This is a genomic window from Albidovulum sediminicola (assembly GCF_025751575.1).
Lineage (GTDB): Bacteria > Pseudomonadota > Alphaproteobacteria > Rhodobacterales > Rhodobacteraceae > Albidovulum > Albidovulum sediminicola.
The window spans coordinates 60468-84169 of record NZ_JAOWLA010000014.1 but is presented as its reverse complement, the minus strand read 5'-3'; the positions used below and the strand labels follow the sequence as shown (position 1 = coordinate 84169).

Annotated in this window: 24 protein-coding genes; 16 read left to right on the top strand and 8 right to left on the bottom strand. The window is 68.1% G+C overall.

What is annotated here, in order from left to right:
• Positions 1-53: 53 nt before the first annotated feature.
• Positions 54-395 carry a cupin domain-containing protein gene (locus OE647_RS14895; RefSeq protein ID WP_263722540.1) on the top strand — a complete coding sequence of 114 codons (342 nt, stop codon included), beginning with the start codon at positions 54-56 and terminating at the stop codon, positions 393-395.
• 38 nt (positions 396-433) lie between these two features.
• Here OE647_RS14895 and OE647_RS14890 read toward each other — a convergent pair whose 3' ends face one another.
• The gene (locus tag OE647_RS14890; protein WP_263722539.1) at positions 434-1228 is read right to left on the bottom strand and encodes a L,D-transpeptidase; all 795 of its coding nucleotides are present in this window, start codon (positions 1226-1228) and stop codon (positions 434-436) included.
• Between the two features lie 89 nt (positions 1229-1317).
• Positions 1318-2523 carry an aminopeptidase P family protein gene (locus tag OE647_RS14885; RefSeq protein ID WP_263722538.1) on the bottom strand — a complete coding sequence of 402 codons (1206 nt, stop codon included), beginning with the start codon at positions 2521-2523 and terminating at the stop codon, positions 1318-1320.
• Positions 2524-2771: 248 nt separating this feature from the next.
• Between OE647_RS14885 and OE647_RS14880 the strand changes: the two genes are divergently transcribed.
• The 8 genes from OE647_RS14880 (at position 2772) to OE647_RS14845 (ending at position 10513) form a co-directional block, all read left to right on the top strand.
• A complete protein-coding gene (locus OE647_RS14880; RefSeq protein ID WP_263722537.1) occupies positions 2772-3149 on the top strand; it encodes a hypothetical protein in 378 nt (125 codons plus the stop codon).
• Positions 3150-3222: 73 nt separating this feature from the next.
• Positions 3223-4170, top strand: coding sequence for an ABC transporter permease (locus OE647_RS14875; RefSeq protein WP_263722536.1), 948 nt, complete (start codon positions 3223-3225; stop codon positions 4168-4170).
• Positions 4167-4979 carry an ABC transporter permease gene (locus tag OE647_RS14870; protein ID WP_263722535.1) on the top strand — a complete coding sequence of 271 codons (813 nt, stop codon included), beginning with the start codon at positions 4167-4169 and terminating at the stop codon, positions 4977-4979. The genes OE647_RS14875 and OE647_RS14870 overlap by 4 nt, the downstream gene beginning before the upstream one ends.
• The gene (locus tag OE647_RS14865) at positions 4976-6583 is read left to right on the top strand and encodes an ABC transporter ATP-binding protein (RefSeq protein WP_263722534.1); all 1608 of its coding nucleotides are present in this window, start codon (positions 4976-4978) and stop codon (positions 6581-6583) included. Before OE647_RS14870 ends, OE647_RS14865 begins: the two co-directional genes overlap by 4 nt.
• Positions 6573-8021, top strand: coding sequence for an aldehyde dehydrogenase family protein (locus tag OE647_RS14860; RefSeq protein ID WP_263722533.1), 1449 nt, complete (start codon positions 6573-6575; stop codon positions 8019-8021). The genes OE647_RS14865 and OE647_RS14860 overlap by 11 nt, the downstream gene beginning before the upstream one ends.
• 78 nt (positions 8022-8099) lie before the next feature.
• On the top strand, positions 8100-8840 hold the full coding sequence (locus OE647_RS14855; RefSeq protein ID WP_263722574.1) for a glucose 1-dehydrogenase: 741 nt from the start codon (positions 8100-8102) through the stop codon (positions 8838-8840).
• Positions 8841-8903: 63 nt separating this feature from the next.
• The gene (locus tag OE647_RS14850) at positions 8904-9932 is read left to right on the top strand and encodes a P1 family peptidase (protein WP_263722532.1); all 1029 of its coding nucleotides are present in this window, start codon (positions 8904-8906) and stop codon (positions 9930-9932) included.
• A gap of 29 nt (positions 9933-9961) precedes the next feature.
• Complete coding sequence (locus OE647_RS14845) at positions 9962-10513, top strand: hypothetical protein (RefSeq protein WP_263722531.1); 552 nt, start codon at positions 9962-9964, stop codon at positions 10511-10513.
• On the opposite strand, the gene OE647_RS14840 is transcribed toward OE647_RS14845, so the two are convergent.
• The gene (locus OE647_RS14840) at positions 10514-11302 is read right to left on the bottom strand and encodes an alpha/beta hydrolase (protein ID WP_263722530.1); all 789 of its coding nucleotides are present in this window, start codon (positions 11300-11302) and stop codon (positions 10514-10516) included.
• A gap of 81 nt (positions 11303-11383) precedes the next feature.
• Here OE647_RS14840 and OE647_RS14835 point away from each other — a divergent pair, with 81 nt between their 5' ends.
• The 5 genes from OE647_RS14835 (at position 11384) to OE647_RS14815 (ending at position 16993) form a co-directional block, all read left to right on the top strand.
• Complete coding sequence (locus tag OE647_RS14835) at positions 11384-12862, top strand: NAD-dependent succinate-semialdehyde dehydrogenase (RefSeq protein WP_263722529.1); 1479 nt, start codon at positions 11384-11386, stop codon at positions 12860-12862.
• 161 nt (positions 12863-13023) lie between these two features.
• Positions 13024-13557: a hypothetical protein gene (locus OE647_RS14830; protein ID WP_263722528.1), complete on the top strand. Its 534-nt coding sequence runs from the start codon at positions 13024-13026 to the stop codon at positions 13555-13557.
• Positions 13558-13713: 156 nt separating this feature from the next.
• Entirely contained in the window at positions 13714-14211 is a 498-nt protein-coding gene (locus OE647_RS14825; protein ID WP_263722527.1) for a peptidoglycan-binding protein, read from the top strand.
• A 158-nt stretch (positions 14212-14369) separates the two neighbouring features.
• Positions 14370-14909: an RNA polymerase sigma factor gene (locus OE647_RS14820; RefSeq protein WP_263722573.1), complete on the top strand. Its 540-nt coding sequence runs from the start codon at positions 14370-14372 to the stop codon at positions 14907-14909.
• A gap of 185 nt (positions 14910-15094) precedes the next feature.
• Positions 15095-16993 (top strand): vWA domain-containing protein, encoded by a 1899-nt coding sequence (locus OE647_RS14815; protein WP_412174963.1) that lies wholly within the window; start codon positions 15095-15097, stop codon positions 16991-16993.
• A gap of 160 nt (positions 16994-17153) precedes the next feature.
• On the opposite strand, the gene OE647_RS14810 is transcribed toward OE647_RS14815, so the two are convergent.
• The 5 genes from OE647_RS14810 to OE647_RS14790 all read right to left on the bottom strand — a co-directional run bounded on the left by OE647_RS14810 (position 17154) and on the right by OE647_RS14790 (position 22515).
• Positions 17154-17618, bottom strand: a complete 465-nt coding sequence (locus OE647_RS14810) for an Hsp20 family protein (RefSeq protein WP_263722525.1) — start codon at positions 17616-17618, stop codon at positions 17154-17156.
• A gap of 120 nt (positions 17619-17738) precedes the next feature.
• Positions 17739-18524, bottom strand: coding sequence for a trypsin-like serine peptidase (locus tag OE647_RS14805; protein WP_263722524.1), 786 nt, complete (start codon positions 18522-18524; stop codon positions 17739-17741).
• Between the two features lie 76 nt (positions 18525-18600).
• Complete coding sequence (gene glcF / locus OE647_RS14800) at positions 18601-19884, bottom strand: glycolate oxidase subunit GlcF (RefSeq protein ID WP_263722523.1); 1284 nt, start codon at positions 19882-19884, stop codon at positions 18601-18603.
• On the bottom strand, positions 19884-20996 hold the full coding sequence (locus tag OE647_RS14795) for an FAD-binding protein (RefSeq protein WP_263722522.1): 1113 nt from the start codon (positions 20994-20996) through the stop codon (positions 19884-19886). The genes glcF and OE647_RS14795 overlap by 1 nt, the downstream gene beginning before the upstream one ends.
• Before the next feature lie 85 nt (positions 20997-21081).
• Positions 21082-22515, bottom strand: a complete 1434-nt coding sequence (locus OE647_RS14790) for an FAD-linked oxidase C-terminal domain-containing protein (protein ID WP_263722521.1) — start codon at positions 22513-22515, stop codon at positions 21082-21084.
• Positions 22516-22600: 85 nt separating this feature from the next.
• Here OE647_RS14790 and OE647_RS14785 point away from each other — a divergent pair, with 85 nt between their 5' ends.
• Both OE647_RS14785 and OE647_RS14780 read left to right on the top strand, forming a co-directional pair.
• Complete coding sequence (locus OE647_RS14785) at positions 22601-23302, top strand: DUF599 domain-containing protein (protein WP_263722520.1); 702 nt, start codon at positions 22601-22603, stop codon at positions 23300-23302.
• 37 nt (positions 23303-23339) lie between these two features.
• The gene (locus OE647_RS14780; RefSeq protein WP_263722519.1) at positions 23340-23699 is read left to right on the top strand and encodes a hypothetical protein; all 360 of its coding nucleotides are present in this window, start codon (positions 23340-23342) and stop codon (positions 23697-23699) included.
• The last annotated feature ends 3 nt before the right edge of the window (positions 23700-23702 follow it).

The following is a 23702-nucleotide window of genomic DNA, read 5'->3' as shown; positions in this document are numbered from 1 at the left end:
ACGCCAGAAGCGAGATCTCACGCTCGGGTGCGCCCGACCATACCGGAGAGACCATGACCAACTTCCTGCGCATGACCGCCGAGGCGGCCACGCCCGAACACGAACGCCCGGACCCGGAAAAGGTGATCTCGGGCGATCCCCAGTTCACCACCTGGAATCTGGAGGACCGTGACGGACTTTATTGCGGCCTCTGGCAGGCGACGCCGGGCAAATGGCGGATCTCCTATGAGGAATGGGAGTACATCCGCATCCTTGAGGGCCGATCCGTCATCACCGCGGACGACGGCACCGAATACCCTCTGGGCCCCGGCGACAGCTTCATCCTGCGGCCCGGATTCTCGGGCACTTGGGAGGTGACGGAAACCATCCTCAAGGAATACGTCATCAAGATCTAGGACCGGTCCTCCAGGACCGGCCCGGCCCCCGGCATCCGTCAGACGCCGGGATCCTCTGCACCGACCTCGGTCGCGCCGTAGATCGATTCCGGCGACACGATCGTGGGCGGAAGCTCCACCCCGCGCGGCGACATCGTGGGGCCAAGGAGCCGCAGCGAATCCGCCTCGGTGCGGATGTTCACCTCGGTCGGGATGCTGACACGCTCGTAAAGGTCGATGATGTCGTGGTTGAAGAGCCGGATGCAGCCCGCCGAACCGGAATTGCCGATCGACTTCATGTCGTTCGTGCCGTGGATGCGGAAGTAGCTGTCGCGCCCGCCGCGGTAGAGATAAAGCGCCCGCGCACCCAGGGGGCTCGCAAGGCCGCCCGGCACGCCGCGCGCGAAGGGCCCGTAGACCTCGGGCTGGCTGCGCAGCATGTTGGCGGTGGGCTGCCAGCCCGGCCATTCCTTCTTCTGCCGGATAACCGTCTGCCCGCGCAGCGCCAGGCCCGCCCGGCCGACCGCGATCGGATAACGCCAGGCGGTTCCGTCGCCCAGGACGTAATAAAGGAACTTGGCATAGGGATCGATCTCGATGGTCTGCGCCGGGCGCTCGCCCTCATAGAAGACAAGCTGCCGGCGGTTCGGCCATTCGAGATATTGCGGCGGGACCGGCGGCAGGGAATATTCGCCGTCAACAAGCGGACCGTAGCCCTCGATCGGGGCGAAGCCGTAGCGGGTGACAGGGTCGTCGGGATCGACCTCCGGCGCGCGGGCGCAAGCCGCAAGCGCCGCCGATCCGGTGAGGGCAAGGAAGGAGCGCCGCGAGGGCTTCGTGATCAGGTCTGTCATCTTGTGTCCGCGCGTTTTTGTCGGTTTGCGCATCCCTAGCAAGATTTCCACCCGATTTGAAAGCCCTTCGCGCGGCGCTCCGGTTTGCGTCAGCCGATCACGTTGAAGCCAGGACCATAGGGATAATGGGTGATATCCTCGGCCCCATCCTCGGTGATCACGAGAATGTCATGCTCCCGGTAGCCGCCCGCGCCCGGCTGGCCTTCGGGAATCGTCAGCATCGGCTCCATCGAGATGACCATGCCCGGCTCCAGGACGGTGTCGATATCCTCGCGCAGTTCCAGCCCAGCCTCGCGCCCGTAGTAGTGGCTGAGCACGCCGAAGGAATGGCCATAGCCAAAGGTGCGGTATTGCAGCAGCTGGCGCTCTTCGAAGAAGTCGTTGATCTTGGCCGTCACCTCGGCGCAGGACACGCCGGGCTTGAGCAGGCTCATCCCGTATTCATGCGCCGCCACGTTGGCTTCCCAGATCTTGAGCGAGGCCGCGTCGACCTCACGCACGAACATGGTCCGCTCCAGCGCGGTGTAATAGCCCGAGATCATCGGGAAGGTGTTCAGCGACAGGATGTCGCCAACCTCAAGCTTGCGCGCGGTGACGGGATTGTGCGCGCCGTCGGTGTTGATGCCCGACTGGAACCAGACCCAGCTGTCGCGATATTCGGCATCGGGAAAACGGCGGGCGATCTCGCGCTCCATCGCGTCACGGCCCGCCATCGCCACGTCGATTTCCCGCGCGCCGACGGCAACCGCCTCGCGGATGGCGTAGCCACCCACATCGGCGGTGTTGGCGCCCGCGCGGATCAGCGCGATCTCGGCCGGCGATTTCATCATCCGCTGCTTCATCGTCGCGGGGGCGATGTCGAGCGTCTTCGAGGGCGACAGGAAGGACTTCAGCTTTTCGGATTGCAGCAGCGTCAGGTGATCGGCCTCGTAGCCGATGACCTTGCCGGGGCCCGTCACAGACAGGATCGCTCGCCAGTAGTTGTCACGCTGCCAGTCGGTATAGGTGATGTTGTCACCATGGCTGCGCCGCCAGGGCTGCGCCGCGTCGATCCCGGCCGAGATCGTGACATCCTGCGTTGCCGTCACGACCAGGCCGTAGGGACGGCCGAACGAGCAATAGAGGAAGCCCGAGTAGTAGGAGATGTTGTGCATCGAGGTGAGCACGCAGGCGTCCACGCCCTGCTCGGCCATGCTGCGGCGCAGACCGGCCAGGCGCGCCTCGTATTCGGATGCGGCGAAGGGCAGGATCTTCTCGCCCTGGTGGAAACGGTATTGCTGGGGACGTTCCGTCATTTCTTCAGACCTCACTTGATGGGGCCCGAATATGTCGCGGAACCCCGAAAGGTCCCGGCGTACAGGACTTGGGCGGATCGCTCCGCAAGCGTTGGGGCACTGGCCCCTGCGGCGACGCCATCGCCACGGCTTGGGTCGTCTTTACCGCGCGCCGATTGCCTCGGCCAGCCAGAAAACGACACCTTGCGGGCCTTCTTGTCGCGGGTTTTCACTGTTATTCAGATTGTGAGGCCGGATGAGGGGCAGAGATGGGCCAAGCGCTCGGAAGACTGATCCTGGCGTTGATCCTGGGCGCCGCCGCGACCCCTGCGGCCGCGCAGCCCCTCAGCCAAAGCATGTCAGAATGCGCCGCACTTTACGAGCTGACGGCCTGCCAGCTCAGCGACCCGGACCGCGCCGCGCGCCTGTCGCGCCATGCCGCGGCCTGGAGCGATGCCGCAACCGATCTGGCCCGTGCCGAGGGGCGCGCCGATCCGCAGGGCTTCGTGCTGCAATCCACCGCGACCAAATACGCCGAATGGGACGCGAAAGGCGCCCTGTGGCTGCTGTCGGGGGACTTCCGCGACTGGGCCGCCTACTGCCGGTCCCTCGGGCGCAGCCGGGGCCTCGACTTCGAACTGAACTGAGCCCGCGCTGCCACGCCCTCTGGACCGCCCGCCCCCTTCGCCATAGCCTCGACCCCACGGAAGGGGCGGAGGCATGGCACGATATCTTTTCAGACGCATGCTGTCGCTGGCGCTCAGCCTTCTGGCGGCAAGCCTGGTGATCTTTCTGGTGATCGAGGTCGTGCCGGGCGACCCGGCCTCCTACATGCTGGGCCTGAACGCCAGCCCTGAAACCGTGGACGCGCTGCGCGACCAGCTTGGGCTGAACGCGGCGGCGCCCGCGCGCTATCTTTCCTGGATTTGGGGCATGGCGCAGGGTGATTTCGGCCTCTCCTATACCTACAAGGTTCCGGTGTCCGGGCTGGTCGCCCAGCGGCTTGAGGTTTCGCTGCCACTGGCGCTTTACGCGCTGGGGCTGAGCGCGCTGGTGGCCTTTCCGGCGGGGCTTCTGGCGGCGGCCCGGCGCGGAAGGCTCGCCGACACCGCGGTTATGGGGGCGACGCAACTGGGCATCTCACTACCGAACTTCTGGTTCGCGATGCTGCTGGTGTTGGTCTTCGCGCTGCACTGGCGGATCTTCCCGGCAGGCGGCTTTCCCGGATGGGACGGCGGCATCGGGGCCGGGCTTGCCGCCCTGACGCTGCCCGCAATCGCGCTGGCCCTGCCGCAGGCCGCGATCCTTGCGCGCGTCCTGCGCTCGGCCCTGATCGAGACCGAGGGTCAGGACTATATCCGCACCGCCCGCGCCAAAGGGCTGACGCGCACGCAGACCATGATCCGCCATGCGCTCCGGAACGCGATGATCCCGGTGCTGACGATCCTCGGCATGCAGTTCTCCTTCCTGCTCGCCGGAGCGATCATCATCGAGAACGTCTTCTACCTGCCGGGCCTCGGCCGCCTGATCTTCCAGGCGATCACCCAGCGCGACCTGATCGTTGTGGAATCGGTCGTCATGATCCTTGTCTTCGCGGTGATCCTCGTGACCTTCCTCGTCGATCTGGCCTATGCCCTGATCGACCCCCGCCTCAGGCGGCGCGCATGAGGCTTTCGCTGCATCTCGGTCTCGCCCTGACGCTGGCGGCGCTTCTGGCGGCGGGCGTGTCGCTTCTCTGGACGCCCTATGATCCCGCCGCCCTTTCCATCGCCGAAAAGCTTCGTCCGCCCTCGGCCGCGCATTGGCTTGGCACCGATCACTTCGGGCGCGACATCGCCGCGATGCTGATGGCGGGCGCGCGCACCTCGATCGCGGTTGCGCTGGTGGCGGTGGGCATCGGGATGGGCTTTGGCGTGCCGCTGGGCCTGCTGGCCGCCGCCCGGCATGGGGGAACGGTGGACGAGGTCGTCATGCGCGGCAACGACCTGATCTTCGCCTTCCCCTCGCTGGTGATCGCCATCCTGATCACGGCCGTCTTCGGGCCGTCGGCGCTCAACGCGATCCTGGCCATCGGCATTTTCAACATCCCCGTCTTCGCGCGTGTGGCGCGCGGGGGGGCGCTGTCGATCTGGACGCTCGACTTCATCCGCGCGGCCGAGGTGGCGGGCAAGGGCGCCGCCCGGATCTCGGCCGAACATATCCTGCCCAACATCGCGAACCTGCTGATCGTACAGGGCACGATCCAGTTTTCGCTGGGCATCCTGGCCGAGGCGGGCCTGTCCTATGTCGGCCTTGGCGCCCAGCCGCCCACGCCCAGCTGGGGCCGGATGCTGGCCGAGGCGCAGACCATGGTGACGCTCGCCCCACATGTCGCGATCTTCCCGGGACTGGCCATCGTGCTGACGGTCTTCGGGCTGAACCTACTGGGCGACGGGTTGCGCGACCGGCTCGATCCACGCCTGAGGGCGCGGCCATGACGCTGCTTTCGGTTCGCGACCTCTCGCTATCCGTCGGCCCGGCGCCGATCCTGTCGGAGGTGTCCTTCGACATGGCAGAGGGCGAGGTCTTCGGCCTAGTCGGCGAAAGCGGATCGGGCAAGTCGATGACGGCGCTGGCCCTGATGGGCCTTCTGCCCGGGAACGCCCGCGTGACGGGGGCCGCACGCTTCGGCGCCATCGACCTTCTGGCGCAGGGCGAAGGCGCGATGACCCGGCTGCGTGGGCGCGACATCGGCATGATTTTTCAAGAGCCGATGACCGCGCTCAACCCGATGAAGACGATCGGCGACCAAGTGGCGGAGACGCTCCTGATCCACCGCGCGGCCTCGCGCGGCGCGGCGCGCGAGGCCGCGCGCGAAAAGCTCGACCGCGTGGGCCTGCCGGGGGACCGCTTCCCCCTGTCGCTTTACCCGCACGAACTGTCGGGCGGCCAGCGCCAGCGCGTCGCCATCGCCATGGCCATCGCGCTGCGCCCGAAGCTCCTGATCGCGGACGAGCCGACGACGGCGCTTGACGTGACGACCCAGGCGCAGATCCTCGACCTGCTCGGCGGGCTGGTCCGGCACGAGGGGCTGGCCTTGATGCTGATCACCCACGATCTGGCCGTGGTCGCGGGCATGGCAGAGCGGCTGGCGGTGATGCAGCGTGGCCGCATCGTCGAGGCGGGCGGAACCGAGGCCCTGTTTCGCGCGCCCTCGCAGGATTACACCCGCCGCCTTCTGGCGGCCTCAGGCCACAGACCCGCCCGAGCCGCACGGACCGCCGGGCAGCACTCGGCACCCTTGCTTCACGTGGAAGATGCGGTGCGCGAATACATCCTGCCCCGCCCGTCGGCGCTGGCCCCACATCCGCGTTTGCGCGCGGTCGATGGGGTGAGCTTCTCCATCGGGGCCGGCGAAAGTCTGGGCCTCGTCGGCGAAAGCGGATGCGGTAAGTCCACGCTGACGCGGGCGATCCTCGGGCTCGATCCCTTGCAGGGCGGCAGTATCCGGCTGGGGGGCAGCACGGTTGCCGTGGGCCGGATCATGCCCGCCGCGCTGCGCGCCCGGATGCAGGCGGTCTTCCAGGACCCCTATGGCAGCTTCAACCCGCGCCACAGCGTCGGCCGCCTCGTGTCGGAACCCTTCCACCTGACCGGGCGCCCGCCCGACGCCGACGACCGCATCGCCGCCGCGCTGGAGGAGGTCGGCCTGGCCGCCGCCGACCGCCATCGCTACATCCACGAATTCTCCGGTGGGCAGCGCCAGCGTATCGCCATCGCCCGTGCCCTGATCATCCGGCCCGACCTGATCGTTCTGGACGAGGCCGTCTCGGCCCTCGATGTGCGGGTCAGGGCGCAGGTTCTCGACCTGCTGGCGCGGCTTCAGGAGAGCCACGGGATGGCCTATCTCTTCATCAGCCACGACCTTTCGGTCGTGCGCGCGCTGACGGATCGCGTCCTCGTCATGCAATCGGGCCGCATCGTCGAGGCGGGACCAACCGAACGGGTCTTCGCCAGTCCCGACCACCCCTACACCCGCCGCCTGATCGCGGCGACGCCCACGATTCCCGCCGCCTGGAAGGAGGCCGCCCATGCCGATTGACCGCATCTGGTTCGACCCGACCGAAATGCTGATCGGCGGGGCCTGGCGCCCGGCGTCGCAGACGCTGCCGGTCGAGGACCCCTCGACGGGGTCCGAGATCGGGGCCATCGCGCGTGGGACCGGCGAAGACATTGACGAGGCCGTGGCGGCCGCACAGGCCGCGCGCGAGGGCGATTGGGGCCGCATGACCGCGGCGGAGCGGGGCCGGGTGCTGAGCCGGATCGGTCGCCTCATCCTCGAACGGGCCGAGGATCTTGCCGTGCTGGAGGCGACCGATGTCGGCAAACCCCTGAAGCAGGCGCTGGCCGACGCGCTGGCGCTCGCCCGCTACATGGAGTTCTACGGCGGCGCGGCCGACAAGGTGATGGGCGAAACCATCCCCTATCTTGACGGCTACACCGTCTATACGCTGCGTGAACCGCACGGGGTGACCGGCCATATCGTGCCCTGGAACTACCCGATGCAGATCATCGGCCGATCCGTCGGCGCGGCGCTGGCCATGGGCAATGCAGCCGTCCTGAAGCCGGCCGAGGAGGCCTCGCTCACCGCGCTGGCCTTTGCCCGTATCGCGACGGAAGCGGGGCTGCCGCCGGGCGCGCTGAACGTGGTGACGGGCCTGGGCGAGGAAGCGGGGGCCGCCCTGCCCGCCCATCCCGGCGTCAACCACCTGAGCTTCACCGGGTCGGTCACGGTGGGCAGCCTCGTTCAAGGGGCGGCCGCGCGCAACATCGTGCCGGTGACGCTGGAATTGGGCGGCAAGTCGCCGCAGGTCCTTTTCGCCGATGCCGATCTGGACGCGGCGTTGCCGTTCCTCGTCAACGCCGGGGTCCAGAACGCGGGCCAGACCTGCTCCGCCGCCTCGCGCATCCTGGTCGAGCGGTCGCGCTACGACGAGGTCGTCGCCCGCATGGCCGCACGTTACCGGGCGCTGTCGGTCGGCCCGGCCAAGGCCGACAGGGATGTGGGGCCGCTGATCTCCGCCCGGCAGAAGCAGTTGGTGGAGGGTTATCTCGCGCTTGCCGATTCTGCCCGGATCGCGGCCCGCGCGGCGCTGCCCGACGACTTGCCGGCGGGCGGCCACTACGTCGCCCCGGCGCTGATCGAGGGGATCGGGCCGGACCATCGCCTGGCCAGGGAAGAGATCTTCGGCCCCGCGCAGGTCGTCCTGCCCTTCGCGGACGAGGAGGAGGCCGTGGCGCTTGCGAATGGCACGGACTACGGGCTTGTCGCCTCGGTCTGGACCGACAGCGGCGCGCGGCAGATGCGGATGGCGCGACGGCTGCGCGCCGGGCAGGTCTTTGTCAACAACTACGGCGCGGGCGGCGGAGTGGAGCTGCCCTTCGGCGGTGTCGGGAAATCCGGCCACGGGCGCGAGAAAGGGTTCGAGGCGCTTTATGGCTTCTCGACGCTGAAGACGGTCGCGGCGCGGCATGGTTGAGCGGGCCATAACCGCGGCACGGCGGCCTTTCCGTTTCGTGCCGTCGCGTGCATGGTGGGCATGACAACGGAGGCAATGGTGCGGCTCGAAGGCAAGACAGCGATCGTGACCGGGGGCGGATCTGGCTTCGGCGCCGGTATCGTGCGGAAATTCACGGCCGAGGGCGCCCGCGTCCTCGTGGCCGACATCAACCTCGACGCCGCGCAGGCCGTGGCGAATGAGGTTGGCGGCGAGGCGGCGCAGGTCGACGTGGCCGACGGCGCGAGCGTCACGGCGCTGGCAAAGGCGGCGCGCCGCGCGTTCGGGGCCCTCGATATCCTGGTCAACAACGCCGGCATCACGCATCTGCCGACCCCGCTCGACGAGGTGGAGGAGGACGCGTTCGACCGGGTCTTCGCGGTCAACTGCAAGTCCGTCTACCTGACCGCGCGGGCCTTCGTGCCAAGGATGCGCGCGCAGGGCGCGGGCGCGATCCTGAACGTCGCATCGACCGCCGGGCTGTCGCCCCGCCCGCGCCTGAACTGGTACAATGCCTCCAAGGGCTGGATGATCACGGCGACCAAGGCGATGGCGGTGGAACTGGCGCCCGACGGTGTGCGGGTCAACGCGATCTGCCCGGTGGCGGGGGAAACCCCGCTGCTGAAAAGCTTCATGGGCGAGGACACGCCGGAGAAGCGTGCGAAGTTCCTTTCCACCATTCCGATCGGGCGCTTCTCGACCCCCCAGGACATGGGCAACGCGGCCGCCTTCCTGTGTTCGGACGAGGCATCGATGATTACCGGTGTGGCGCTTGAGGTCGATGGCGGGCGCTGCATCTGAGGGCGGACCGGGGGCCAGCCCCCGGACCCCCGGGATAATTGGGAAAAGAAGAAGGGAGGCGCGATGCGGCCGGGGCCGAGGAACCTGATCACCGATGTCGAGGGGCTTCTGGTCGGCAACGCGGAGGATCACCGCATCCGGACGGGCACGACCGTCCTTCTGGGCGCGCGGCCCTTCACGGCGGCGGTGCATGTGATGGGCGGCGCGCCCGGCACGCGGGAGACCGACCTTCTGGCGCCCGACCGGCTGGTGCAGGAGGTGGACGCGCTGGTGCTGTCGGGCGGATCGGCGTTGGGGCTCGATGCGGGCTCGGGCGTGGCGGATGCGCTGCGCGCGGCGGGGCGCGGCTTCGATGTGGGCGGGCAGAAGGTTCCGATCGTGCCCGGCGCGATCCTCTTCGACCTGTTAAACGGGGGAGACAAGGATTGGCGCGAGAACCCCTACCGCAGCCTTGGGGCGCGCGCGCTTGAGGCCGCGGGGCATGATTTCGCGCTTGGGACTGCAGGGGCCGGGACGGGCGCGACGGTGAAGGGGCTGAAGGGCGGGCTCGGGTCTGCCTCGGTGGTGATGGAGGACGGAATGACGGTCGGTGCGCTAGTGGCCGTGAATGCCTTGGGCACCGTCACCATGGGCGCAGGGCCGCAGTTCTGGGCAGCGCCTTGGGAAATGGGGACGGAGTTCGGGGGCCTCGGCCCCGGCCCCACGCCGGACCCGGGTCAGGAGCCAATGCCCGACAAGGGCCCCGGCGCGGCCACGACCATCGCCATCGTGGCCACCGACGCCCGCCTCACACAAGCGGAGGCACAGCGCCTCGCGGTGGCCGCCCATGACGGCATGGCACGCGCCATCGTCCCTTCGCACACGCCCTTCGACGGCGACCTCGTCTTTGCCGCGGCGACCGGGGCGCGGCCACTGTCCGACCCGGTGGTCGGCCCGTTCCGGCTGGGTCACGCCGCCGCCGTCTGCCTTGCCCGTGCCATCGCCCGCGCGGTTTATCTGGCCGAGCCGCGGGAGGGTGATATCCTGCCGGCCTGGCGGGCCCGTTTCGGAACGTCCCCAAGCGGACCGGGCACCCGCGATCCGCACCCTTGACCCAGATAGACGCAGGAGAGACCAGGATGATGAAACGTGCACCCGCCCTACTTGCCGCCGCGCTCTGCGCCCTGCCCGCCGCGGCGGACGAGGTCGTTGATACGCTGAACTCCGCGATTGCCGCCTATGAGGGTGGCGACGTGCAATACGCGCTTGAGGAACTGGGTTACGCACAACAGCTTCTTCTGACGATCAAGACGGATTCGCTGCAGACCTTCCTGCCAGAAGCGCCGGAAGGCTGGACCCGCACCATCAACGAAGAGATGAACACCGGCCTTGCGATGATGGGCGGCGGGGTCGGCGCCGAGGCGGTCTATGAGGGCGGCAGCGACCGGATCACGCTGCGTCTGATGATGGACAATCCCATGGTTGGGGCGCTGGCCAGCATGATCCCCAACGCCACGATGATGGGCGCCAAGATGGAGCGTGTGGGGCGTGAGAAATTCATGAACCAGAACGGCGAACTGACCGGGCTGATCGGCAACAGGGTGCTGGTCCAGGTCAGCGGCGGAGAGGTCGAGGCGATGCTCGGCCTGCTCCAGGCGATGGATTTCGCGGCGCTGGCGGGCTTCGGCCGCTAGTCAGCCCAGAAGCGCCTGCATGAGCGGCGTCTCAGACGCCTCCAGCCCTTCGATGACATCGAAGTGGTGACGGCCCGGTTCGATCGTCACCGGGCAGGCCCAGGCATTTCCCAGGCGGCGCGCCTGGTCGAGGAAGGCCGGGCGTTCGGCGCCGCCAACCCAGACATGGGCCGAAAAGCCCGGTCTGCGCGGCAGGAGTGCGAGGCTTTCCGCCCGCGCCTCGGCCGCATTGAGGTGCAGGTCGGCGTTCATCGCGGTCTCGATCAGCGGCGTCAGGACCGAGAGCGGAGAGATCGGTACGATCCGCTGAAGCCGGGCAGCAAGCTCGGCTGGCAGGGCCGCATCGACATTGCCGAGCCGGGCGGACAGGTGCCCCCCTGCGGAATGGCCGGTCAGGACGATGGGACCGGGCACCTCTGCCGCGATGCGGGGCAGCGCGCGGCGCATCTGCGCCGTGATCGCGGCGATGCGGGCGCCGGGGGCGAGGGTGTAGGCGGGCAGGGCGCAGGCCCAGCCGCGCGCGAGCGATCCGGCCGCCAGATGGGAATAGTCGCGCGGGCCGAAGGCGCGCCAGTAGCCGCCGTGGATGAAGATCACCACGCCCTGCGGCTCGCCTTCGGGCAGGAACAGGTCGAACCATTCGGCCGGCGCCTCGCCGTATCTCAGGCCCGTCCGCGCCCGGTCGCCGCAGGCATCGCGGAAGCGCGCGGCCGCCTCGGCCCAGCGCTGAGGAAACTGATCACCATTGATAATATATTTTGCATTTGCGAACGCATCGTCATATCTCATCGCCGTCATCCGTTCGTTGCACCGCTGGACAACGCCTCCATGCCGGTGCATTTGATCAAATGCAAACATGAGGGGGCTGCCATGCTCGATTCCGCCACCGATCTTCGCGCGCGTCTCAAGGACCCGTCGCTTCTGGTTACCAAAGCCTATGTCGCCGGCCAATGGATCGACGCAGACGATGGCAAGACTTTTGCCGTCACCAACCCTGCCCGTGGCGATGTCATCTGCACGGTTCCCGACCTGACCCGCGCCGAAACCGCCCGCGCGATCGCCGCGGCGGAAGCGGCGCGCCACGAATGGGCCGCCCGCACCGGCAAGGAACGCGCGGCGGTTCTGCGCAAGTGGTTCGACCTGATGGTCGCCAATGCCGACGACCTGGGCGCGATCCTGACCGCCGAGATGGGCAAGCCGCTGGCCGAGGCCAAGGGCGAGATCCTCTATGGCGCCTCCTTCGTCGAATGGTTCGCGGAAGAGGCCAAGCGCGTCTACGGCGAGACCATCCCCGGCCACCAGCGCGACAAGCGCATCACGGTGATCAAGCAGCCGATCGGCGTCGCGGCCTCCATCACGCCGTGGAACTTCCCCAACGCGATGATCGCGCGCAAGGTCGCCCCGGCGCTTGCCGTGGGCTGCGGCTTCGTCGCGCGTCCGGCGGCGGAAACGCCCCTTTCGGCGCTGGCGATGGCGCTTCTGGCCGAGCGCGCAGGCCTGCCGGCGGGCGTCTTCTCGGTCATCACCTCCAGCCGGTCCTCGGACATCGGCAAGGAGTTCTGCGAGAACCACGCGGTGCGCAAGCTGACCTTCACCGGCTCGACCGAGGTGGGGCGCATCCTGCTGAAGCAGGCCGCCGACCAGGTCATGAAATGCTCGATGGAGCTTGGCGGCAACGCCCCCTTCATCGTCTTCGACGACGCCGACCTCGACAAGGCGGTCGAGGGGGCGATGATCTCCAAGTTCCGCAACAACGGCCAGACCTGCGTCTGCGCGAACCGCATCTATGTGCAGGCGGGCGTCTATGACGCTTTCGCCGAAAAGCTGGCGGCGGCGGTGGGCAAGCTGAACGTCGGCGACGGGCTTGAGGACGGCGTGACCACCGGCCCGCTGATCAACGAGGCGGCCGTCGCCAAGGTCGAGGAACATATCGCCGACGCGCTCGCGGGCGGCGGCACCGTCGTGACCGGCGGCAAGCGCCATGCGCTCGGCGGCACTTTCTTCGAGCCGACCGTCGTCACCGGCATCCGCCCCGACATGAAGGTCTCGACCGAGGAGACCTTCGGCCCCCTCGCCCCGCTCTTCAAGTTCGAGACCGAGGAAGAGGTCATCCGCCTCGCCAACGACACGATCTTCGGCCTGGCGTCCTACTTCTTCGCCCGCGACATCGGCCGCATCACCCGCGTGCAAGAGGCGCTGGAATACGGCATGGTCGGCGTCAACACCGGCCTGATCTCGACCGAGGTCGCGCCCTTCGGCGGCGTCAAGCAGTCGGGCCTTGGCCGCGAAGGCTCGCACCACGGGATCGAGGACTACCTGGAGATGAAATACATCTGCCTGTCGATCTGAGAACCGGACAAACGCGATCAATGGAAGCGAGGGCCTTTGCCCTCGCTTTTCCTTTAGGCGCAGGAAGATTCAAGCCGCACCGCGTTGACCTCGATCAAGGAACAGATCCGAAAACGCTGGCTGAATGGCGATGTCAGAGCAAGGTTCTCGGAGGCCATGTCATGAAGGGAGTTCTGCCCATTTGGGTGGCGATCCTGTGCATCTGCCTTGCCACCGGCGCCCAGGCCGATCTGAAGCAGCGGGGCGGCCGTTCCGTGTCGCACAAGATCGGGCCCTGGTACATTGGCAAGGCCCACTACGAGGATGGCTCGCGGGTCTGCTTCGCTCATAACCTCAACCACGGACGATCGCCCCCGCTCTTTTCCTTCAAGACGGCGGTCGGTGGCACATACGTCGGATCTTGGATCAGCTTTCAGTCAAAGAAACTTGCCGCCGACGGCGAGACCGTGCGCCTAAGCATCGGGGCCCTTTCGCTGGACCTGAAACACGAAGCGGGCGATGCGAACTACCTGTTCGGCCCGACCTACAAACGGGAAAACCGGCAGATCATAGAGGCCCTGCTTCAGGCTGAGCAAAGCGGCAGGCGTGCATTCTTCGTCGTCGACAAGGATGGCAAAACCTACAATTACAGCGCGGCCTCGACAGAAAATATGCTGGATTACATGAAGGGGGAGTGCGGTTTCAAGGCAGACTGATTGCTGCAAAGACCGGCTCCGGGCGCCGGTAATCCGATAACACGGCGCCGATTTTGCCTATCACGGCGCCCGATCGCAGGTTGGGGTCATCGAACAACAGCGCGGCGCAAAGGCACAGACCTGGGGGCGCGCCGCACGACCCCGAAAGGAACGAGGATGAAGATCAACCTGCGCAAATCCATGATCGCCGCGACCGCTGCCCTGTCGCTGGCCGCCACCTCTGCCACGCCTGTCCATGCGCTTGGCAAGAACGAAAAGAACTTCCTGCTGGGCGCGGGCGCGGCGTTGCTGCTCGGCTCGCTCTACCTGAAAAGCCAGCAGCGCGCGCAGACGCAGCAGGCCTACCGCACGCCCACCTACCAGCAGCCGACCTATCAGCAGCCCAGCTACCAGCAGCCGACCTACTACCAGCCGACGCAACCGGCCTATGCCAGCAGCGCCGCATCGCAAGCCTTCAACAGCTATTCGGCGGCTGAGCGGCGCCAGATCCAGGCCAAGCTGCAATCCTACGGCTACTATCGCGGCTCGATCGACGGCAGCTTCGGCCCGCAGACCTACCAGGCGGTCTCCGGCTACGCCGGCGCGACCCTGGGCACCGCCAAGCTTTCCTCGGTCAGCGGGGCTTACGAGGTCTACAGCAGCCTGCTGTACTGATTGAACGCACCCGCACTAAGCCCATCGCGCCCGCCCCGCAAGGGCGGGTGTTCGCGTTTCCACCGAGACCGAAAAGCGGGACCGAAAAGCGGGACCGAAAAAATCTCGCCCCGCCCCAAGGATTGACGCCGCCCTTGCGTCATAGTTCCGTCATGCGCATGCAAACACCGGACGAGGCCCTGGCGATTGCCGCCGCGAACGGAGACCGCGAGGCTTTCGCGGCGCTCCTCGATCGGCATTACGACCGGGTCTTCGCGCTGTCCTTCCGCCTGACCGGCGCGCGCAGCGAGGCCGAGGATCTGGCGCAGGACATCTGCTGCGCCCTTCCCGCCAAGCTTGCCAGTTACCGGCAGGAGGCACGCTTTTCCACCTGGCTTTACCGGGTCACGGTGAACGCCGCCCATGACCGCCGCCGCCGCGCCGCCACACGGGCCCGCGCCGCCGACGGCTGGGGCGACTGGGAAGTCAACCGCCGTGCCGGGATCGCGGAGGAGGCAGAGGCGCAGGACTGGCTGAGCGCGACAATGGCCCGGCTTTCGCCGGAACTGCGCGACACCGTCGCCCTCACCCTCGGCGAGGATCTGAGCCAGAGGGAGGCCGCCGAGGTTCTGGGCGTCTCCGAAGGCACCATCGCCTGGCGGATGAGCGAAGTGAAGAAGCGCCTGCGGGACTTCGCGCGGGCGGAGGGAATGCTATGACCGACGACCTCGACAAGCTGCGCACGGGCCTCGCGTCCCTGCCCCCGGCACCCGACCCGGCCGCGAAGGCCAAGGCCGTCGCACAGGCCATGGAAAGTTTCGAGCGCGCCCAAGAAACGGCGCAGCCGCCGCGTCCCATCTCGGACCGCTCCCAACGGGCGGGCTTCGTGACAGGAGTACGCGAGATGCTGATGAAACTGACCACCCGCCCGGCGCTGACCATGACCGCCTCGCTTGCCGCCATCGCGGTGGCGCTGACGATCTATCCGACGCTCCGGCAGGGGGCGCCGCTGCCGCAGGCCGCCGCACCGAAACCCGTCGCCGCGCCGGCTACCGCCCCGGCTGCCGCGTCCCTTCCCGCGCCGGAGGACACCCGGACCACCACCGGGGAGGTGACCGCCGCCCCCGCTACGCCACCGGCCGAAATCAAAGGCCAAGCCCCGGCCCAACCCGCCCCCGGCGTGGTCCTGCTCGAACAGCGGGCCGAATCCGATGCTGTGGCGGCGGTGGAAGGCCCCTCACCGCAGGATTTCGCCGACACCGGGCTCGCCGGGGGACCGCTGAGCCTGACGGATGCTGCCCCGGAAATGGAACCGATGATGGAGGCCGCCCCGGCCACCGTCGCGGCCAAGCGTGTCCTTCCGGATGCCCTGGTCCCGCTGCCTGAACCCGACACCGAGGCCTTTGCCAACGCCCCCAGCAACCCGGTGATGATCGCGGCCGAAGATCCGGTCTCGACCTTCTCGATCGACACCGACACGGCCTCCTACGCCGTCATCCGCTCCTCGCTCTCGCGCGGCGCGCTCCCCCCCCCCGAGGCCGTCAGGATCGAGGAGATGGTGAACTACTTCCCCTACGGCTATGCCGCGCCGGATGCGGGCGCGCCCCCCTTCCGAACCTCGGTCAACCTTTTCCAGACACCCTGGAACGCCGATACGGAACTGCTGCGCATCGGCATCCAGGGCCGGTTGCCCGCGATCGCGGAGCGCCCGCCCCTGAACCTCGTCTTCCTCGTCGATACCTCCGGCTCGATGCAGGACGCCGACAAGCTGCCGCTCCTGAAACAGTCGCTTCGCCTCATGCTCCCTGACCTGCGGGCCGAGGACCGGGTGGCCATCGTTGCCTACGCGGGCTCCGCCGGAACGGTGCTGGAACCGACCGCCGCCTCCGACCGCGCCACGATCCTCGCCGCGCTCGACAGGCTCGACGCGGGCGGCTCGACCGCCGGGGCCGAGGGGCTGGCGCTTGCCTACCAGGTGGCCGAAGCCATGGGGGGCGACGGCGCCGAGGGCCATGTGTCGCGCATCCTTCTGGCCACCGATGGCGACTTCAACGTCGGCCTGTCCGACCCCGGCGCGCTCAAGGACTTCGTGGCCGCGAAGCGCGACGGCGGCACCTACCTCTCGGTCCTGGGCTTCGGGCGCGGCAATCTCGACGACGCGACGATGCAGGCGCTTGCCCAGAACGGCAATGGCACGGCGGCCTATATCGACACGCTCTCAGAGGCGCAGAAGGTCCTCTCGGACCAGCTTTCCGGCGCGCTCTTCCCCATCGCCAACGACGTGAAGATCCAGATCGAGTTCAACCCCGCCGTGGTCGCGGAATACCGCCTGATCGGATATGAGACGCGCGCCCTCGCCCGCGAGGACTTCAACAACGACAAGGTCGATGCCGGAGAGATCGGCGCCGGCCATCAGGTGACCGCACTTTACGAGGTGACGCCGGTCGGAAGCCCCGCCATTCTGAATGACCCGCTGCGCTATGGGGCGGCCCAGGACAACGCCCTGCCCGACGCCACGGGCGACCTCGCCTGGCTCAAGCTGCGCTACAAGGACCCCGGCGCAAGTACTTCCCGGCTGATCGAGACGCCGGTCTCTCCGGTCGCAGGCGCGGCCGACGCCGACGCCCGCTGGGCCGCCGCCATCGCGGGCATGGGCCAACTTCTGACCGGGGCCAGGTATCTGGGAGACTGGGGCTGGGACGAGGCCATCGCGCTTGCCGGCGGAGCAAGGGGTGACGACCCCTTCGGCTACCGGGCCGAGGCGCTCCGGCTCATGCGGCTGGCCCAAAGCATCGCGCAGTAGACTTCTTCATTGCCCGAAATACCCCCGCCGGAGGCGGTGGGAGTGCCCGCTGCCCAGGCAGCGGGCGCGACAGATCGCTTGCGCCCCTGAAAGGGGCGCGCCGAATGTGAAAAAGGGCGCGCTCACCGCGCGCCCTTCCGCTCCGATCAGCGGGCCCTGCTCAGGCGTGATGCGTTTCGACCGCCCGGGCCTCGACCGTATCGCCCTTGGCGATCTCGATCCGGCGGGGCTTCAGCGCCTCGGGCACCTCGCGCACGAGGTCGATGTGCAGCATCCCGTCGACATGGCTCGCACCGGTCACGCGCACATGGTCGGCCAGCGCGAATCGGCGCTCGAAGGCGCGGGTCGCGATGCCGCGGTAAAGGAACTTGCGTTTGGACTCATCGGCCGACTTGCGGGCCGAAACCAGAAGCGCGCCTTCCTTGACCTCGACGTTCAACTCGTCACCCGAGAAGCCCGCGACGGCGATCGAGATGCGATAGGCGTTCTCATCGGTCTTCTCGATATTGTAGGGGGGGTAGGTCTGTTGGCCCACATCGGTGGACAGGACCCGGTCCATCATGTCGGCGATCCGGTCGAAACCGACGGTCGCGCGGTAAAGCGGTGCAAAATCGTAGTTGCGCATTGTCATCCTCCATCGAGCGATGCTGACGCCCTCCCAGGCAGGGACGGGCAGGAAAGCCGGGACCCGTCACGGCGCCCCGGTTCCTTCGATTTGGGTAGGGATTTGCAGGCTTTCAAGCCCTCAGGGCTTCACGAACTTCGCGCCCGAGGTGCCCTTGGTGAAGGCCGGAAGCCCCTTGGTCCCGCTCTGGTCGAAGATCGCCCGCAACTCCGCCAGACGCTGCTCCAGGTACATGCCCAGCGCCACGGTTCCCTCGGGCGTCGTGGCCATCCCCGACACGACCGAGACGATCCGCGGCGCACCATCCGTCAGGCTCAGAACCGGTGAGCCGGAGGCGCCGAAATCAACCTCGCAACTCAGCACCACCACCCCCTCGGCGCGGTCCTTGGTCCGGCATTCGGACTGGAAGGAGGGCGTCTCGGACCGCTCCCGCGCGTAGGAAAGGACCGCGACCCGGTCGCCCCGGCGGGGGCTTGTCCCGGTCGGCAACGGATTTGCGGTGGGCGGGCGGATCGGAAGCTCAAGCTCGATCAGCGCGACATCGGCCGAAACCTTGGAAATCCAGTTCTCCGCCCCGAAGACATAGTCCGGATGCGGCAGCACCCGCCGCGCCGTCCGCACGGCGGCCGCATGCCCGCTTTGCCAGCCCGCCCGGAACTGGAATGCGGCGGGCGGCATCAGGGCCTTGGTCGTCGGATCGAAAAGGCAGTGCGCGGCAGTCAGCACCAGATCGGGCTCGATCAGCGTGCCGGTGCAAAAGCCGCGCCCGTGGCCCACATCGACGCGGCCCACCGCCTCCCATCCGCGCACGGAATCGAGCGTGGTCAGCGCGCGCAGCGCAGCGTCCTCCGCGCGCGCGGCCAAGGGCAGAAGCGCAAGAATCAGGGGCAAGATCACGCGGCGCATAGGGCCATCCCATCCATGGCCCCATTTTCGCGGGCACTTCGGGCAAGATTAAGGCCGTGGCGCCGCGCCGCAAGCCTCAACCCAGTGCACGGGGCCTCGGCCCCCCGGTCGCCCAATCGATCAGTTCGACCGTGTGAACGACCGGCCGCTGCGTTCCCGACCCGATCTGCATCATGCAGCCGATGTTTCCGGCGGCGATCACGTCAGGCGTCTTCGCCTCCAGCGTCGCGACCTTGCGCCGCTTCAGTTCGCCCGAGATTTCGGGCTGAAGCAGGTTGTAGGTCCCGGCGGAGCCGCAGCACAGATGCGGGTCGGCAGGTTCGACCACCTCGAACCCCGCCGCCTTCAGCAGGTCCTTTGGCGCGGTCTTCACCTTCTGCCCATGCTGGAGCGAACAGGCGGCATGATAGGCCACGCGCAGCGCCTCGGGCGCGCGGGCCTCGGGCGCCAGCCGCACCAGAAGCTCCGAGATGTCACAGGCGAGCCCGGCGACCTCCGCCGCCTCATCGGCAAGGGGGGTGGTGCGGAACATATGGCCGTAGTCCTTGACCGTCGTTCCGCACCCCGAGGTGTTGATGACGATCGCGTCGAGCCCGCCGGCGCGCTTCTCGGCCATCCAGGCGTGGATATTGGCCGCGGCCGAGGCGTGGCTTTCGTCCGTGCGGCCCATGTGATGGGTCAGCGCCCCGCAGCAGCCCGCGCCTTGGGCCACCACAACCTCGCACCCCAGACGGCGCAGCAGCCGGATCGTCGCATCGTTGATGTCCGTGTTCAGCGCCTTCTGCGCGCAGCCGGTCATCAGGGCCACGCGCAGCTTGCGTTCGCCGCGCGCGGGGAAAACCTGCGGGTCGTCATTGCGGCTGACCGGCGGGATGGCCTTCGGCGCCATCGCCACCATCGCCCTGAGCCGCGGGTCCGGCAGGAACCGAGCGAAGGGCCGCGCCATCTTGGCCCCGAGCAGCGAGAGCCGGAAGGCCGTCGGGTTCGGGATCACCTTGGCCAGCACCCAGCGCAGCGCGCGGTCACGCCAGGGCCGGCGATAGGTCGCCTCCACATGCGCGCGGGCATGGTCGATCAGGTGCATGTAATGCACGCCCGAGGGGCAGGTCGTCATGCAGGCCAGGCACGACAGGCAGCGATCGATATGCTTGACCGTCCGCGCATCGGCCGGCCGCCCGGTCTCCAGCATCTCCTTGATCAGGTAGATGCGGCCGCGCGGGCTGTCCAATTCGTCGCCCAGCACCTGGTAGGTCGGGCAGGTCGCGGTGCAAAACCCGCAATGCACGCAGGAGCGCAGGATCTGGTTCGCCCGCGCGATGCCCGGGTCCTTGAGCTGGTCTTCGGTGAAATTCGTCTGCATCAGCCCATCCGCCCCGGATTGAGAATGCCCCGGGGATCGAACCGCGCCCGAAGCCCGCTTGTAATTACCTGAACCGCCGGCGCTTCCGGCTCGAAGACAGGAAGTTGCCCGCGCGTTCCGGCATCGGCGCGAAACAGGGTCGCGTGACCGTGGTAAGGCCGCGCCAAGGCGCGCGCGTCCGTCCCAGCCGGCAGGAGCGCCCAAAGAAGGCCGCCCCCCCAGTCCAGCACGACCTCCCCCTCAAGCCGCCGCGCGACTTCCGCCGCCTCCGAGGGTTTGAGCGAGAAGCGCCAGACATCGCCGGCCCGACCTTGGAAGGGCGCGACCTCCGCGACCTGCCGCCACAGCGCGGCCCCGTCCTCGCGGCGCACCACCTCGCCGAACCGGGCGAGATGCGCCTCCAGCCGCCCAGCGCGATAGGCGACCGATTGCGCGAATCCCTCGATCCGCACCAGCGCCCCCGCCCCCGGCAGGAACGCGGCGCCCGTGATGTCATAGGGGGAACCCAGCGCGGCCGAAAGCGCCGCCGCGGCGTCCTCGACCCCCACGCCCGGCAGCGCCAGCGTGGCCGCGGTCTCCGCGGCCGGCAGCACCTTCAGCGACACTTCCGTCAGGATGCCCAGCGTGCCCCAGGATCCCGCCATCAGCCGAGCCAGATCGTAGCCGGTGACATTCTTCATCACCCGCCCGCCGTTCTTCACGACCGCGCCCGCCCCATCGACGAAGCGCACACCCAGAAGCGCGTCGCGGCAAGCCCCGGCCTGCGCCCGACGCGGGCCCGAGACATTGGCCGCGACCATGCCGCCAACCGTCGGCTCGCCCCGCGTCCCCAGAAGGCCACGCCAGTCCGCAGGCTCGAAGGCCAGACGCTGCCCCTCGGCGGCAAGGGCCGCCTCGACCTCCGCCAAGGGCGTCCCCGCACCCGCGACAAGCGTCAGGGCGCCCGGCTCGTAAAGCCTGATGCCCGACAGGCCAGAGGTGTCGATTGCTCCGCCGCCGGCCATCCCCGCCGTCGCAAGTCCGACAGCGCGCGTCCCGCCGCCGCTGATGGTCAGCGGCCCCTGAGCGGCGCGCACCGCCTCGGCCAGTTCCGCCTCGTCTGAAACCCTCACGATCAACCCTTCGTCCCCCAGCCCTTCTTCATTGCGGAAATACCCTTCCGGGGGTGCGGGGGTGAAAAACCCCCGCTGCCCGGCCTCATGCGGCGCGCCGCGTGGCGCTGATCGACAACGGGAACACTTTCGCGGGATTCAGCAGCCATTTCGGATCGAACACATCCTTCACCCGCATCTGCGCTTCCAGATCCTCGGGCGAAAACTGCACGGTCATCAGGTCGCGTTTCTCGATGCCGACGCCATGTTCGCCGGTCAGGCAGCCGCCCACCTCGACGCAGAGCTTCAGGATCGCCGCGCCCAGCGCCTCGCAGCGTTCCAGATCGCCCGGCTTGTTGGCATCGAAGAGGATCAGCGGATGCATGTTGCCGTCGCCCGCATGAAAGACATTGGCGACATCCAGCCCGAATTCCCGGCTCATCTCGCCGATGCGCTTCAGAACCAAGGGCAGGGTCGAGACCGGGATGGTGCCGTCCAGGCACATGTAGTCGTTGATCTGGCCCATCGCGCCGAAGGCGGACTTCCGGCCCAGCCAGATCTTCGCGCTTTCCGCCTCGGACCGGCTTTCGCGAAACTCCAGCGGGTTGTGGCGCGCGGCGATCTGGCGGATCAGGCCCAGCTGTTCGTCGATCTCGGCCGGGCTGCCCTCGACCTCGACGATCAGCAATGCCTCGCAGTCGGGATAACCCGCATGGGCGAAGTCCTCGCAGGCGCGGATGCAGGGCCGGTCCATGAACTCGATCGCGACGGGCAGGACGCCGGCCTTGATGATGTCGGCCACGCAGGCCCCGGCCACCTCGTTCGACCCGAAAGCGATCAGCACCGGGCGCGCGCCCTCGGGCTTGGGCAGGATGCGCAGCACCGCCTCGGTCACGACGCCCAACTGCCCTTCCGACCCGCAGACCACGCCCAGAAGGTCAAGCCCGCCCGCATCCATATGCGCGCCGCCAAGTTCCACCACGGTCCCGTCCATCTGGACAAGCGTCACGCCCATGAGGTTGTTCGTCGTCACCCCGTACTTCAGGCAATGCGCCCCGCCGGAATTCATCGCGATGTTCCCGGCGATCGCGCAGGCCAGCTGGCTGGAGGGATCGGGCGCATAGAAGAAGCCATCGGATTCGACCGCGCCGGTCACCGACAGGTTCGTGCGGCCCGCCTCGACCCGGATGTAGCGGTTGGGGTAGTCCACCTCCAGCACCCGGTTCATGCGGGCGACGCCGAGGACCACGCAATCGGCGGTCGGAAGCGCGCCCCCGGCCAGCGAGGTGCCCGAGCCGCGCGGCACGACCGGCACACCCTCCTCGTGGCAGACCTTCAGCGCGGCGGCGACCTCTGCCGTCGTGCGGGGAAGAACGGCCGCGAGCGGCGGGCAGCGATAGGCGGCCAGCCCGTCGCATTCATAGGCGCGCGTCTCTGCCGGGTCGTCGATCACGGCGTCTTCGGGCAGCACGTCCCGCAGGCGGGCAACGATGCGCGCCTTGTTCGAAAGGACCTCGGAATCAGGCGGGGGCAGGTGCATCGGCTCCTCCGGCAAATCTGGTAAATTAATATTACCAATATTAGCATATAGCAAGCAATCTCGCGACAAGCTACGCTGCGGCGCGATGAATCTTCAATCCGCCCTCACGCATTTCGGCGCCATAGACCTCTCGGCGGTCGGCCTGATCCTCGTGACCTGGCTGGCGATTGGCTGGCGGATCGAGAATCCCGCGCCGGGCAGCCCATCGGTTGCCGTGCTGATGGTGGGGTTTCGCCGCGAATGGATGCGCCAGTTCGTCGCCCGCGACGCGCGGATGTTCGACGCGGCGATCATGGCCAACCTGCGCCAGGGGACCAGTTTCTTCGCCTCGGCCTGCATGATCGCCATCGGCGGGGGGCTGGCGCTGATCGGCAATACCGAACGCCTGTTGGGGCTGGCGCAGGACCTGACACTGTCGACCGCCCCCGCCATCGTGTGGGAGGTCAAGATCCTGCTGGTCCTGCTGTTCCTGACCAACAGCTTCCTGAAATTCGTCTGGGCGCACCGGCTGTTCGGCTATTGCGCCATCATCATGGCGGCGGTGCCGAACGACGCCGGGCACACGGATGCCGCGCTTCGGGTCGAACAGGCGGCCGAGATCAACATCTCCGCCGCAAAGAACTTCAATCGCGGCATGCGGTCCATCTATTTCGCGCTTGGCGCGCTCGGCTGGCTGGTGGGGGCCTGGGCGCTTCTTCTGACGACCCTGGCGACGGGTGCCGTCCTGTGGCGGCGCGAATTCGCCTCGCAGTCGCGCCAGACCCTGATGCGGGGAACGCCGATGTGAAGGGCAACCGGCCCCGATCTATGCCAGAATGCCGCCCATGACACGCATCACGCTCCCCCTCCTGATCGCGCTCGCCGCCGGTCCGGCCACCGCCGACACGGCCGAGGTTCTGGCCGCCCATGCCACGCGCACCGGCGAGGGCTGGTCGATCTCCGTGACGCTCGCCCATCACGACACCGGCTGGGATCACTACGCCAACGCCTGGCAGATCGAGAGTGCCGACGGCCAGGTGCTGGGCACGCGCCTGCTGAGCCATCCCCATGTCGAGGAGCAGCCCTTCACCCGGTCGCTCGCGGGGGTCGCGATCCCCGCGGGGCTCGACCATGTGCTGATCCGGGTGCGCTGCAATCTTGACGGGTGGTCGCCCCGGCTGGTCCGGCTGGACCTGCCGAAGTAGCCC